Raw genomic sequence first — 13,237 nt, forward strand, 5'->3', positions numbered from 1 at the left:
TCCTCACTGTACTGAAGTTAACTGTGGTGCAACTTTGGCTTTATAAATGAATAAAGTGACCACGATGATTGCAGCACAAAATAAATAAGTAAAAGAATAGCCCAACTCAGCAATCAATAAGCCCATAAGAACAGAACCGATCGCCATACCAAAGTCGAATAATGTAAAAAAGCTTGCGATGGCATGCCCCATCCGCGCTTTAGGTACAGATTGAATCGCAACAGTTTGAAAGCATGGAAATAATGAACCATAGCCAATCCCGATAAAAATCGCAGACAGCCATAGAATCCATGGATTGGACATAAAACTTACAATCACTAAACCAATAGCAAAGCAAATAAAGGATGGATAAATCACTGAACTCGCACCTTTACGGTCAAATAATTTTCCAATCCATGGTCTGACAATAATCATTGAAACAGCAAAGATGATGAAAAATAGACTGACGTAAGGCAAAAGATGCTTCGACTCTGCATAAGCCGTAATAAAACTCATAATGCTGGAATAGCTAAAAGCAGTGAGCAAAGCAACAAATCCAATGGGAAGTACTTTAAATTCAATGACATCATGAATTGAAAATTTGTTTTTTTGTTCATGCTCAATATTTTGAGATACATTTTTACTTTGCATTGGAATCAATAGGCAGAAGATAAACCCAATACAAATAATCGCAGTAAGAACTTGAAAAAGTATTTTAAAATCTGAATATTGCAAAACAGTTAAGGCAATAAATGGACCAAATACTACCGCCAAATTGGTCGACATCACATAATAGCCCATGCCCTCGCCTTTACGCTGTTCAGGAATAAACTCATTGGCAACAGGTACGGCAACTGTGGTTAGTACACTAAACCAAATACCATGAATGAAGCGTACCAATAACAAAATCCATAAGCTGTCGGCAAATAAATAAGTAAAAGCAAACAGCATGAAGAAAAATTCAGAACCACGAAATGAGAGCTTATGCCCTATTTTTTCAATAATTAAGCCTGAAAATGGACGAATCGCAATGGATGAAATCAAGAATAAGGTCAGCGCTAAACCCGCTTCTTTAACCGAACCACCCAAAGACTTCATGATATAAATCGGCAGAATCGTTAAAAATGCAAAATAATAGGTAAATAAAAACAAATTATTTAAAACACAAAGAATAAATGAACGATTCCATAAACGATCTGGGGTTTGATTTAAACGGGGTGCAGTTGTATTTGCCATTATACCACCTCATCTACACAACGCGCAGGCGCTAAGATTAAGGTGACCAACTGGTGAATATATTCAGCATTTGGAACTTGATTAAAGAAAATAATTTGATAATGAATGGGTGCATATAAGGCATCGAGCATCAATTCATAAGGATAATCTGCTTTAATTTCTTGACGTTGTACTGCTAATTCAATCAGTTTTCGAGTCTGTTCACGGCGCGGTAATAAATATTGTTTAAAAAACTCACCTGCTGCTTCACGATGTTCAGCCATCACCACCAATAAAGCACGACCTACTTGATGATTTAAAGCTTTGGATAACTTAATCAGTTGTTGTTCTAAATTATGCTCAAGACTTTGTGAAAAATCCATTTCAAATACAGAGGCTGTCTGTGCTTTAAAAGTATCAAATACCAGATCAGACTTATGTTTCCACCAACGATAAATCGTTGATTTTCCAACACCTGCTCGTGTCGCAATATCTTCTATGGTCAAGCTACTATATTCATGTTGTTCAAGCGCTTCCACAACAGCATTGAGAATACACTGCTGTCGTCGTGAAGTTTTTTCTATTTCAATCATCCTTGCACCAAACGATACGATACGTTTCGTTTTATTCTAAAAAATCTCTAGCCTTTTTATAAATAGTTGTTTTATTAATCATAATACTTAAAAACGATCATTGAGACGCGTAGACAGCATTTCTGGATTTATACACAATGTACAAATATTCACATTGAAGACTTATATAATAAATGCTCTACTGAACACGTTCTTTGAACTTCTTTTTATAAATAAAACATCTATTAAAAATCTAAGGAATCAAGATGCTTAAAAAACTCATAGGTCTCAGCTTACTCAGCATACTTTTGGTGGCATGTGGCAAACCCTTACCAACAGATAAACATAGTTATTCAGGGACTTGGCAAAGTGAAGATGGTCGCGTGAATTTAATCATCACACCAGAAGGTCGCGTGGAATATAGTAACAAGCAGCCCAATTCAAGCTCATCTGTATCCGCACCGATTACTGAATTTAAAGGCAACAACTTTAGTGCAGGAATTGGACCACTTGCAACTGAGTTTAAAGTTGAGCAAGCTCCTCTGCAGACTGCTGAGGGAACATGGACGATGACTGTCGATGGACATGTACTCAATAAAGTTCAATAAATCCACTCAAAATAAAACCATCTAAAAAATAAAAGACCCCCACAATGGATAATGCCACTCAATTAAGGTTTTTTGGATCCACCCCAACCCTCCTTTTTCAAAGAGGGGTTAGGGGAGATTTTAGGAATCTATCCAATAATTTTTCTTAACTGATCAGCATTATTGACATCGGAGGTCTTTTATTTTCAACTACGAGAATGAATTAACTATGCGATGTCTTTTTATAAATACTGCATGATGGATGATGATTTTCTTGTAAACGTGCCACTTTACGGTGTTCTGCCGCTTCATAACGACAACGTTTCCAATCATTATCCAAGTTCAAAGGTGGTACTTGTTGCGGTTTACCATTTTCATCAACCGCAACCATCGTGAAATAACAACTATTGGTATGACGCACTGTACGTTTACGAATATTTTGCGCTTCTACACGAATCCCAATTTCCATAGAAGTACGACCAACATGGTTGACACTTGCAAGGAAACTCACCATTTCACCGACATGAATTGGCTCTTTAAAATTCACTTTATCTACTGAAAGTGTGACGACATAACTACCAGAGTAGCGACTTGCACATGCATAAGCGACTTGGTCAAGAAGCTTGAGGATGGTTCCACCATGTACATTACCTGAAAAGTTTGCCATATCTGGTGTCATGAGTACGGACATGGTTAATTCTGTTTGGTCATCTGTAGCTGGGATCATTTGATCTAATGGAGACATCGTATGCTAGACTCTATTTTAGGCAGGAGATATATGCCTATTATTATATATCTTTTGAATTAAAAAACATGCTTAATTCGGCAATTGCTCATTATCTCAATTTATGATTGTAAACATGATCATTTATTTGAAATATATTCTAGTGTTTTATTGACTATTCTCTACTTTTTGAAGCATTTCAGCTGCAATATTGTCATATTGAAGTACTTGTTGATCAGACAAATGATATTGGATTTCATAGGAATGATCATGATTTACTTTAGAAATTTCAAAAACCACTTCAGGCTGAATTGCAATTTTAACTTTGTCACCAACAATAAATTTATTCATCTTTTATCTCATTATGCGATTTTAATGATCAACTTCTTTAATCATTTTATCGCACTTAATAGGGTAAAATTATAATAAATTTAAACTCATTGGTAAATTTAAAAATTTGAAAAAACAGAATTTATCCACAGAATGAAATTTTATACTCCAAAAAAAACCTGATCAATAATTTTGCTCAACCTAAGAAGATTAAAAGTAAGAGCGTTAATTTTGGACTTGCAAATGCTCCTGATTTTGTTCAGATTTTAACTTGGTCGCAATTACAACATCTAAATCATGCATCCGCTGATTTGCGGCATCAATACCTGCTTGCATGGTATCTAGCCGTCCTTTGACATCAAAAATATGGGCTTTTTCACGTAAATCAGGTTGAATCACAATATCCGCATTTTTAAGTTCTTCAGCAGCTAAACGATTCTGCATGATATTGATATTTTGGTTAAACAAGCCCCAGACATTGGTTGTTTCTGTATTAACTGGTTGCGCCAATATATCTACCGCTATCACAATATCTGCACCCAGTTGTTTTGCAATATCCACAGGAACAGGACTCACCAAACCACCATCCACATATTCCTTACCTTGAATTTTAGTTGGGATAAACATACTTGGAATTGAAACTGAAGCACGTACAGCTTGCCCTGTATTGCCATAGTTAAAAATAGTTTTTTCACCATTTTTAAGTTCTGTTGCAACCACATACATTGGGATTTTCATTTTCTCTAAAGGGGTTTGATTGATCTGTTTGTTGACATAATCTTCAACTTTTTGACCATCAAAAAATCCCTTCATCCCAATTTTAAAATCACGTACATCGCCTACTTTCATATCTAATGCAATTTGACGTAACTGCTCCGCAGATTTACCACTTGCATAAATTGAACCGACAATACTCCCCGCACTGGTTCCAACAATAAAGTCTGGTTTAACACCATGTTGTTCCAATACTTCAATTACACCAATATGAGCATAACCACGTGCACCGCCACTGCCCAAGACCAAGGCAATGACTGGTTTCTTCTTCACTGTTTGTTTGAAATGATAAAAACTCTTATCTAACTTTGATGTGGCTTCCGAAACTTGTTGTGATTGCAACATTTTCACCTGTTCATTTTTAACAGGTGTAACACTACAAGCCACTAAAGGCAAAGCACAACAAATAGAAATTAAAGTCTTATTGAACAATAGCATATACTCTCGTATTGAAATAATAATCAATGCTCTATTTATCTAAACATAATTTATGAAAATTTGCTGTTGTATTTATTTAAACTGTCATCTTTTTCCCATACATTAAAAGACGTTATGGTCAAAAATAATGCTTTATTTATGCCTAGATTATTTGAAATATTTTGGATTTTTTTAAAACTAGGCTTTACCAGCTTTGGTGGCCCTGCTGCACATTTAGTATTTTTTAAACAGACTTTTGTAGAGCAAAAAAACTGGCTAAATGAACAGCAATATGCTCAGTTACTTGCACTCACCCAACTCCTCCCTGGCCCAAGTAGTAGCCAAATGGGGATGGCGATTGGTTTCTTAAAACAAAACTATAGTGGTGCAATTGTTGCATGGATTGGTTTTACGCTTCCCTCAGTACTTTTAATGGCTTGCTGTGCTATGATCGTGCAACAACATGCTCAATTTTTCGATTCTGCGTTGTTTTCTACCCTCCAATCTATTCTTTTAGCCATCATCATTTTTGCTTTTTGGCAAATGTTTAAGAGTTACTGTAAAACTAAATTTCAATTTACATTAATGTGTTTGAGTACTGTCATTTTAATACTAATTACTAATGCATGGATTCAGTTTGCACTCATTTTCACAACGGGTATCTTTTCATTATTCATCACACACCATCAAAAAAATCATCAGAAAATTCATCCCAAAATTGAGCAAAAACAGAATGCTTCACTATTTGAATTTTCTTACTCAAACAGCTATATCTGGTTAATCATTTTTCTCATACTATTTTTTGCCTTGTGGCTCGGGCAATTATTCACAAGTTCTATACTTTTACAATCAAGCTTTGACTTTTATAAAACAGGTTCATTGGTCTTTGGTGGGGGACATGTTGTACTGCCAATGTTACAGCAAGACTTTGTGAATACAGGATTAATTAACCATAAAAATTTTGAATTGGGTTATATGCTTGCACAGTTTATGCCTGGACCTTTATTTACATTTACGAGTTATCTTGGTGCATTTTTACCACTCACAGATTCAACAATACTCAATATTGGCATTGCGACTATCGCTATTTTTATCCCCTCCTTTTTCTTTATTTTTGCTGCTTTACCTTATTGGTCTAAGTTATTGGAAAATATCTATATCCAAAATATGGTGACCTATATCAATGCCGTGGTCGTAGGATTTATCTTATCAATCATTGTTCCCATGGCTGAAAAATCACTCATTAACATCCAAAATATTCTTTATACTTTTCTAATGTTACTTAGCTTAAAATTAAAAATATCAGTCTTTATCAGTGTTCCAGCTATTTTATTGATTCATTATTTATCCATATTTATTGCATAAAAAAGCCAGTGAGATCACTGGCTTGATGTATAGCTTTATCTAACTTAAACCACGAATTTCAAAATCAACTGAATAACTGTTGCGTTGATCAAATCGACGAAGAATGCACCACATAATGGAACGATCAAAAATGCTTTATGTGAAGGTCCATACATGTTGGTAATCGCTTGCATATTAGCAACCGCAGTAGGAGTCGCACCCATACCAAAACCACAGTGCCCTGCTGCCAATACAGCTGCATCGTAGTTTTTACCCATCACTCGGAATGTCACAAATGCTGCATATAATGCCATTGTCAGTGTTTGCGCTGTAAGAATCACGACCAGTGGTCCTGCAAGATCAGCCAACTGCCAAAGTTTCAATGATAATAATGCCATCGCTAAATAAAGTGATAGTGCCGCATTACCAAATACATCAATCGCGCGATCAAAAATTTTAACGCGCAATAAGCCTTCTAAAATATTTCGAAGGATAACACCACCGCCAAGCGCCCACACAAATGTTGGGAGTTCAAACCATTGCCCTTTACTATAACCCGTCATAAATTCAGCAAAAGCCAAACATGCTGCAAATAGACCCAAGGTGGTAATCGCATTATCAGCAGTGATTAAACGAACTTTTTGTGGGTATTCGAAAGGAACATATTCGCCTAATTCAGAATCTGTATGCTGACTATTTGGATCAGCATCTTTTTCTGTTTTAGGACCAGAAAGTTGGTAACGATTAATCAACAACTTCGCCAATGGCCCACCGATGATACCACCGATAATTAAGCCAAAGGTCGCACTTGCCATACCCAATGCCAATGCACCTTGGATACCGTGTTGCGTCTCAAGGATTTCACCCCAAGCCCCTGCTGTACCATGACCACCAGTCAGTGTGATAGAACCTGCAATTAAACCAATTAGAGGATCTAAACCCAATACTGTTGCCAATCCCATCCCAACAAAATTTTGAACGACGATAAATGATGCAACACAGATCAAGAAGATGACTAAGCCGATCCCACCTTCTTTTAATTTGGCGAAATTCGCACTTAAACCGATTGAGGCAAAGAACACCAACATGAAACTGGTTTGTAACTCGCTGCTGGTGCTAATACTATAGCCCCACAAGTTATGTACCAAGAGAGAAATAATTGCCGCAACAAGACCACCTGCAACCGGTTCTGGGATATTATACTTACGCAGAAAATCGATTTTATTGACAAGGAAGCGCCCTAATAACAATACAATGACGGCAGCAATCAATGTATAGAAGGCATTAAAAGTAAATTCCATATTAATTATCCATTCTTCAGTTATATTTTTTGCTGTAAAGTAATCCTATTTATCTTACTCAAGATTACAGCCTTATACAGCTACGGTTACCAAATCACTGGATAGACACAACAAAAAATAAAAAAGGTAGACTTTCAAGTTTGAAAATCAAAAGATTTTTAGAAAATGAGACTAAAGATAGGCAGAATTACAATGCTGTAAAAACTCAATATTGAAAATAATCATAATGTTACTCCTACTCTTAATGAAAGATCATTTCATCAAAAAATGAGAAATAAAGTTTCAAAAATTGATAATTTTCAAAACTGGGAAAACATGCAAGTGAACTATCAAATAGTATCAACATGAAAAAAGTGCGTCAATTATGCATTTTTTTTGACAAATGTCTAAACTTTTACGCATTTTATAATATCTCAATTTATTTTATGGATGTTTTCAAAATAAAAAACCGAGGAATCAATCCTCGGTTTCTTTAAATCGTATATATTTCTAAATTAGAAATTATATTTCGCCATCAAACCAACACGGTTATCTTTGAATGAATCACCTTTGAAAGTTTCACGCTTACCATTCACATATTCGATACCAAGATCAATTGGTTTAGCTGGTGAATAAATCACGTTTAGCCAAGCCTGTTGAACTTTTTCGTTTGCACTTTGGTTCGCTTTAGCAAAATCAGTACCATTATCAGCAAATAATGCACCATATGCTAAAGTCGAACGTAGATTTGGTAAGATTTTATAAGTTCCACCCACTTGAACCGCTGTGAATTCATTTTGCTCAATATCACCATTTACAACTGAGTATGCACTATTACTACCGTATAGGTAGTTATTGTTACCCACAACATAAGATGCATCAGCAAAAAGTTTTAATGGATCTGAAACTTTGAAATCAGTACCTAGACCAATACCCCAACCAGTTTTATCCTTACCAACGCTGTCATCTTTATAGTTTTCAACTAGGACACGTGCTGAAGCATTACCATTTCCACCAGCATATGATTGTGTAACTTTACCAGTTAACACAGGAAGGCTATATTTGATCGTTGTACCTGTAACGCCTGTACTATTTCCTTCTTCAGCTGCAACCAAAAGTTTTGTCGTTGGTGCTAAAGTATATGAATAACGCACTTGAGGGATACGTGTTGTACCACCACCCACGTTCGTTGCAAAATCAATCATTTCAGGCGCATGGCTAGATAAGAAGTTTGAAGTCGTTTGACCAAATAACCAACTGTTATAAGTTAAATATGCATGACGAATACGAAGATTTTCATTTGCACCATTACCTGCAAAATCAACTTCAACTTTACCGCCCACTTTTGCATCGCCAGCAGGTGTATTAAAATCTAAACCGATACGTGTTGTTTTGGCAGTAGCGCGAAGTTTATCTTTCGTTTTACCATCTGTGCTATTTACTTTGTTGAAATCATCATCTGCACCTTCAATGATGTAGTTTGCATCACCACGTACAAAACCGTAAATGTTAATGTCAGCGCCAGATTTTGATTTTAAACCCGCTGAACCTGTTGCAGGAGAAGAATCAACTTTAGACTCTACAAGGCGAACTTGTTGTTGCTGTTGTTGAAGAAGTGCTTTGAGCTCTTGAACTTCGTTACGAAGTTGTTGAATTTCTGAATTGTCAGCTGCTTGTGCAGTATTTACCATTAGCGCAGTTACTGTCAGGGCTAAGCTCTTAATGATAAATGACTTACGTTGTGTAAATAGACCCATGAAATATTCCTCGTCTTTTAAAAAGTTGTGCATCCGTACAATTTTGACTTTTTAACCCCAATACTTTGCTAAAAAATCGTTTTTTGTTTTTGCAGTAAATTCATACTACATTGAAAAAACATTGCACTTTTATGCTTGCTATAAATTATGTAAAGCATTGAAACTAAGTTCAAACCCAAAAGTAACAATTTGTGTATAATTCTTACACAGTTGTAATCTAGCTTAACTTAACATCATTATTAAATCAGTTTTACCGAATAAGAATCAAATATCAATTCTTTTTTTAGATTAGTATTTCTATAATCATTATATAATCTAGGGTTTAGGGAATTCAGTTGAAAATGAATATTGCTACTCTAAGACTATCGTATATAGTTATTTCGATAAAAAAACGCATCAATAAAGGACTTTTATGAATTTAGAACATGTTCAAGCAGTAGATCAGGCAATTACAGGACGTCATTCAGTACGTGCATTTTTGGATAAAGCTGTCGATACACAGACGATAAAAGATATTTTAAATGTTGCTTGTCGCGCGCCATCAGGTACAAATACACAGCCTTGGAAAGTTTATGTAGTCACTGATAGAAAACGCCAAGAGATGATTGATCGTGTCTGTGCAGCGCAGATCGAATTGTTTACCCAACCTGAACTTGCAGAAAAATATACAGAAACTTTTCCTTATTATCCTGAAACTTGGATTTCACCTTTTATTGACCGCCGTCGTGAAAATGGTTGGGGGCTTTATGGGCTACTTGGCATTCAAAAAGGTGAAAAAGAAAAAATGGCAACGCAACAATTGCGGAACTATCAATTGTTTGATGCGCCTGTCGCGCTGTATTTCACAGTCAATAAAGCCATGGGAATTGGTTCAAAAATGGACATTTCCATGATGATTCAAAACGTCATGGTTGCTGCCAAAGCACGTGGTTTAGATACTTGCCCTCAAGCCGCATGGAATCACTTCCACAATATTGTTTTAGATGTATTAAATGCACCAGATGATGAAGAGTTGGTATGTGCTGTTGTTTTAGGTTATGCAGATCCAAATCATATTGTGAATACATTTATCACACCACGTGAGCCTGCTGAAAACTTTACTGTTTTTTTAGATTAAATCTGAAAACTTGATATGAAGCAGATTTGGTAGATGCTAGGTCTGCTTGAATAAGCTGAAAATGCATCAACATTTAATAAAAAATTAGACTGATAAAATATGAATAAGAATATACTGATTTTCCTTGGATTTTTCACATTGAGCGCTCATGCGAAAATAAATTCACCTTTCTTACAACTTCAAGCTGAAGTACAAAAAGCTATAGCAGATCCAACAGGCATTATTTCTCAAGGAAGCGATAAGCTCAGCAATAATGAACATTTGCAGATGTGGATAAAAAAACTCCTGAAGATGATTTAAGCCCTTCTATTAAAGCCTTCATCATCTATGGTTATACACAGAAAGATCAGAACCTTGAAATCACCAATTATATGAAAGGATACTCATACCTCGACTGCCAAAACAAAAAAACAGCGATGCGATCAGGGCTTGTTCTCGCAAAAAACGGCGAAGGAAAAGTAGATTATGAGAACTCAACCTTAGTCTGGAAAAGTAAAAATCTGACAGGACAAGCAGGAAAAGACTTTCTTAATTTTTATAACCAACTATGCCCTTCGGCATCATCAATTTCGCAAACAAACAATTAAATAGTGGTGACTTGATCATTATGTAATCTTTTGTAAATTCACATTGAAAAATATATTGTCTTTATGACACTATATATGTATAGGCAGTTAACCACCATAGAGAGATATGAAAATGTCTATTCAAATCAAAGATACAAATAACAATATCATTCCTGTGCAATGCATGCAGTTTGCAGGCGGTGAACGCCATGTACAAGTTGATGCAGAAATTTTAAAAACACTGACAGACTGCGTGCATGTTCAAGCCAAAATCAGCAACAGTCAGGATTTAATGGATTATCTTTTGCTTGAAAATGTATTGCTCAATCAAGGTTTAAGCATCGATTTGGAAATCCCCTACTTCCCTTATGCACGTCAGGATCGCATCTGTGCAACAGGACAGGCTTTTTCCTTAGACATCATGACCAAGTTGCTGAATCTCAATGCTGAACAGTTTCCACAGCAACGCCGTTCAATCACCGTTTGGGATGCGCACAGTGTAGTAACTGAAAAATTACTGCATGAAAATACCCATTTTCTAAATATCGAAAATGTGCAATCGAGCGATATTATTTTACAAAGCAAGGCATTAACCGAAATTTTAAAGGCTGAAAATACGGTGTTGATCTGTCCTGATGCAGGGGCAAAAAATCGTACTCAACACATTGCAAATGTCATCAATGATTTAAGACAGCGTGAAATTGAGATTATTTATTGCGATAAAAAACGTAATCCTGAAACAGGGAAAATCATGAACTCACATGTCAATGCTACGGATTTAACAGGCAAAGTTGCGGTAATTACCGATGATATCTGTGATGGTGGTGCAACCTTTAAAGGCATTGCCGAAGAATTAAAAAAGCTGAATTGCGAACATGTGGTGCTCTATGTCACGCACGGCATTTTCAGTAAAGGCTTTCAGGTTTTTGAAGGATTGGTTGATCAGATTTTTACTACGAATAGCATCAAGCAAACTGAACATGAAAAGCTGACTGTTATTAACTTTTCAACAAAATAATACAACGAATAATATTGGAGATATAAAATGAGCTTAAAAATTAATCCATTAAATGCTATCGACTTTTATAAAGCAGACCACAGACGCCAATACCCTGTCGGAACTGAATATGTCTATGCTAACTTCACGCCACGTTCATCACGTTTAGCCAATATGTTGCCTGATTTTGATGACAAAATCGTGTTCTTCGGGCTACAAGGTTTTATCAAACATTTTTTAATAGAAACATGGAATGAAGGCTTTTTCCAACAGGATAAAAACAAAGTCGTATCTAACTATAAGCGCCGTATGGACAATGCATTGGGCGAAGGTGCGATTCCTGTCGATCACATTGAGGCTTTATATGACTTAGGCTATTTACCGATTAAAATTAAAGCCTTAACTGAAGGCAGCCGAGTCAATATGAAAGTACCTGTATTGACCATTGTAAATACGTTGCCTAAGTTCTTTTGGCTGACCAATTATTTAGAAACAGTGTTGAGTGCAGAACTTTGGAAGAGTTGTACTACAGCAAGCATTGCTTTTGAATACAAACGCTTATTGACTGAATATGCAATAAAAACAGGCGCACCGCTCGATTTTATTCCTGTGCAAGGACATGATTTTAGTAGCCGTGGCATGAGTGGTATTTATGATGCAACGCAAAATGGTGTGGGTCACTTAACAAGCTTCATCGGTACAGATGCAGTATCTGCGATTGATTATGCGGAAGAATATTATAATGCTGATGGCATCATAGGCGTATCCGTACCTGCAACTGAACATAGCGTCATGTGTATGGGCAGTGAGGACAATGAAATTGATACCTTCCGCCGACTCATCACGGTGCTTTATCCATCAGGTGTGGTCAGTATCGTGTCGGATACATGGGATTTTTGGCGTGTGATTACTGAATTTACAGTTGAACTCAAAGCTGAAATCCTTGCTCGCCAACCGAATGCTTTAGGTTTAGCAAAATTAGTGTTCCGTCCTGATTCAGGTGATCCTGTAAAAATCATTTGTGGCGATCCTGAGGCTAAAGTCGGTAGCCCTGCATTTAAAGGTGCTGTGGAATGTTTATGGGAAATCTTTGGCGGTACGACTACAGACAAAGGCTATAAAGTTTTAAATGAACGTGTTGGCTTAATTTATGGTGATTCGATCACTTTAGACCGAGCTTTACGGATTTTAAAAGGCTTGGAAGCCAAAGGTTTTGCATCGAATAATTTGGTCTTTGGGATTGGTAGTTATACCTATAACTATCTGACTCGTGACACTTTTGGTTTTGCAGTTAAAGCGACTTGGGGACAGGTGAATGGCGTTGCTCGTGAATTGTTTAAAGACCCTGCAACAGATTCGGGTATTAAAAAATCTGCCAAAGGTTTGTTACGTGTTGAAAAGACTGCACATGGTTTTGAATTGTTTGATCAACAAACACTTGAGCAAGAACAACAAGGTGAGTTAAAAACGGTATTTGAAAATGGTCGCCTGATTCGGGAGTGTAGTCTAGATGAGATTCGAGAACGATTAAATTCAAATTTATAACCCAACAATATTGCATTCAGCTTTGCTACAAAA

14 protein-coding genes are annotated in these 13,237 nt (G+C 36.2%); 7 read left to right on the top strand and 7 right to left on the bottom strand.

Features of this window, described 5'->3' with window-relative positions; all coding sequences use genetic code 11:
• Window positions 1-3: 3 nt before the first annotated feature.
• Both BEN71_RS14390 and BEN71_RS14395 read right to left on the bottom strand, forming a co-directional pair.
• The gene (locus BEN71_RS14390) at window positions 4-1,215 is read right to left on the bottom strand and encodes an MFS transporter (RefSeq protein ID WP_068975774.1); all 1,212 of its coding nucleotides are present in this window, start codon (window positions 1,213-1,215) and stop codon (window positions 4-6) included.
• Entirely contained in the window at window positions 1,215-1,787 is a 573-nt protein-coding gene (locus BEN71_RS14395) for a TetR/AcrR family transcriptional regulator (RefSeq protein WP_068975775.1), read from the bottom strand. The genes BEN71_RS14390 and BEN71_RS14395 overlap by 1 nt, the downstream gene beginning before the upstream one ends.
• A 245-nt stretch (window positions 1,788-2,032) precedes the next feature.
• Between BEN71_RS14395 and BEN71_RS14400 the strand changes: the two genes are divergently transcribed.
• Window positions 2,033-2,374, top strand: coding sequence for a hypothetical protein (locus BEN71_RS14400; protein WP_068975776.1), 342 nt, complete (start codon window positions 2,033-2,035; stop codon window positions 2,372-2,374).
• A gap of 202 nt (window positions 2,375-2,576) precedes the next feature.
• On the opposite strand, the gene BEN71_RS14405 is transcribed toward BEN71_RS14400, so the two are convergent.
• The 3 genes from BEN71_RS14405 to BEN71_RS14415 all read right to left on the bottom strand — a co-directional run bounded on the left by BEN71_RS14405 (window position 2,577) and on the right by BEN71_RS14415 (window position 4,619).
• A complete protein-coding gene (locus BEN71_RS14405) occupies window positions 2,577-3,098 on the bottom strand; it encodes an acyl-CoA thioesterase (protein WP_068975777.1) in 522 nt (173 codons plus the stop codon).
• A gap of 147 nt (window positions 3,099-3,245) precedes the next feature.
• The gene (locus BEN71_RS14410; protein ID WP_068975778.1) at window positions 3,246-3,428 is read right to left on the bottom strand and encodes a hypothetical protein; all 183 of its coding nucleotides are present in this window, start codon (window positions 3,426-3,428) and stop codon (window positions 3,246-3,248) included.
• Between the two features lie 204 nt (window positions 3,429-3,632).
• The gene (locus BEN71_RS14415) at window positions 3,633-4,619 is read right to left on the bottom strand and encodes a patatin-like phospholipase family protein (RefSeq protein WP_068975779.1); all 987 of its coding nucleotides are present in this window, start codon (window positions 4,617-4,619) and stop codon (window positions 3,633-3,635) included.
• Between the two features lie 138 nt (window positions 4,620-4,757).
• On the opposite strand from BEN71_RS14415, the gene chrA reads away from it, so the two are divergent.
• A complete protein-coding gene (chrA, locus tag BEN71_RS14420; protein WP_068975857.1) occupies window positions 4,758-5,963 on the top strand; it encodes a chromate efflux transporter in 1,206 nt (401 codons plus the stop codon).
• A 44-nt stretch (window positions 5,964-6,007) separates the two neighbouring features.
• On the opposite strand, the gene gltS is transcribed toward chrA, so the two are convergent.
• The gene (gltS, locus tag BEN71_RS14425; protein ID WP_068975780.1) at window positions 6,008-7,243 is read right to left on the bottom strand and encodes a sodium/glutamate symporter; all 1,236 of its coding nucleotides are present in this window, start codon (window positions 7,241-7,243) and stop codon (window positions 6,008-6,010) included.
• Window positions 7,244-7,737: 494 nt separating this feature from the next.
• On the bottom strand, window positions 7,738-8,979 hold the full coding sequence (locus tag BEN71_RS14430) for a DcaP family trimeric outer membrane transporter (protein ID WP_068975781.1): 1,242 nt from the start codon (window positions 8,977-8,979) through the stop codon (window positions 7,738-7,740).
• Between the two features lie 412 nt (window positions 8,980-9,391).
• Here BEN71_RS14430 and BEN71_RS14435 point away from each other — a divergent pair, with 412 nt between their 5' ends.
• The 5 genes from BEN71_RS14435 to BEN71_RS14455 all read left to right on the top strand — a co-directional run bounded on the left by BEN71_RS14435 (window position 9,392) and on the right by BEN71_RS14455 (window position 13,204).
• The gene (locus BEN71_RS14435; protein WP_068975782.1) at window positions 9,392-10,096 is read left to right on the top strand and encodes a nitroreductase; all 705 of its coding nucleotides are present in this window, start codon (window positions 9,392-9,394) and stop codon (window positions 10,094-10,096) included.
• A 99-nt stretch (window positions 10,097-10,195) separates the two neighbouring features.
• A complete protein-coding gene (locus tag BEN71_RS14440; RefSeq protein ID WP_068975783.1) occupies window positions 10,196-10,396 on the top strand; it encodes a hypothetical protein in 201 nt (66 codons plus the stop codon).
• On the top strand, window positions 10,366-10,683 hold the full coding sequence (locus BEN71_RS14445; protein WP_068975784.1) for a hypothetical protein: 318 nt from the start codon (window positions 10,366-10,368) through the stop codon (window positions 10,681-10,683). The genes BEN71_RS14440 and BEN71_RS14445 overlap by 31 nt, the downstream gene beginning before the upstream one ends.
• Window positions 10,684-10,795: 112 nt before the next feature.
• On the top strand, window positions 10,796-11,680 hold the full coding sequence (prs, locus tag BEN71_RS14450) for a ribose-phosphate diphosphokinase (protein WP_068975785.1): 885 nt from the start codon (window positions 10,796-10,798) through the stop codon (window positions 11,678-11,680).
• Window positions 11,681-11,707: 27 nt separating this feature from the next.
• Window positions 11,708-13,204 carry a nicotinate phosphoribosyltransferase gene (locus BEN71_RS14455; RefSeq protein ID WP_068975786.1) on the top strand — a complete coding sequence of 499 codons (1,497 nt, stop codon included), beginning with the start codon at window positions 11,708-11,710 and terminating at the stop codon, window positions 13,202-13,204.
• The last annotated feature ends 33 nt before the right edge of the window (window positions 13,205-13,237 follow it).

It is taken from the genome of Acinetobacter wuhouensis, from assembly GCF_001696605.3.
GTDB classification, from domain to species: Bacteria; Pseudomonadota; Gammaproteobacteria; order Pseudomonadales; family Moraxellaceae; genus Acinetobacter; species Acinetobacter wuhouensis.

Coding starts and splice junctions, on each gene's coding strand:
- BEN71_RS14390 (WP_068975774.1), bottom strand. CDS start 1,215: ATGGCAAATACAACTGCACCCCGTTTAAATCAAACCCCAGATCGTTTA.
- BEN71_RS14395 (WP_068975775.1), bottom strand. CDS start 1,787: ATGATTGAAATAGAAAAAACTTCACGACGACAGCAGTGTATTCTCAAT.
- BEN71_RS14400 (WP_068975776.1), top strand. CDS start 2,033: ATGCTTAAAAAACTCATAGGTCTCAGCTTACTCAGCATACTTTTGGTG.
- BEN71_RS14405 (WP_068975777.1), bottom strand. CDS start 3,098: ATGTCTCCATTAGATCAAATGATCCCAGCTACAGATGACCAAACAGAA.
- BEN71_RS14410 (WP_068975778.1), bottom strand. CDS start 3,428: ATGAATAAATTTATTGTTGGTGACAAAGTTAAAATTGCAATTCAGCCT.
- BEN71_RS14415 (WP_068975779.1), bottom strand. CDS start 4,619: ATGCTATTGTTCAATAAGACTTTAATTTCTATTTGTTGTGCTTTGCCT.
- chrA (WP_068975857.1), top strand. CDS start 4,758: ATGCCTAGATTATTTGAAATATTTTGGATTTTTTTAAAACTAGGCTTT.
- gltS (WP_068975780.1), bottom strand. CDS start 7,243: ATGGAATTTACTTTTAATGCCTTCTATACATTGATTGCTGCCGTCATT.
- BEN71_RS14430 (WP_068975781.1), bottom strand. CDS start 8,979: ATGGGTCTATTTACACAACGTAAGTCATTTATCATTAAGAGCTTAGCC.
- BEN71_RS14435 (WP_068975782.1), top strand. CDS start 9,392: ATGAATTTAGAACATGTTCAAGCAGTAGATCAGGCAATTACAGGACGT.
- BEN71_RS14440 (WP_068975783.1), top strand. CDS start 10,196: ATGAATAAGAATATACTGATTTTCCTTGGATTTTTCACATTGAGCGCT.
- prs (WP_068975785.1), top strand. CDS start 10,796: ATGTCTATTCAAATCAAAGATACAAATAACAATATCATTCCTGTGCAA.
- BEN71_RS14455 (WP_068975786.1), top strand. CDS start 11,708: ATGAGCTTAAAAATTAATCCATTAAATGCTATCGACTTTTATAAAGCA.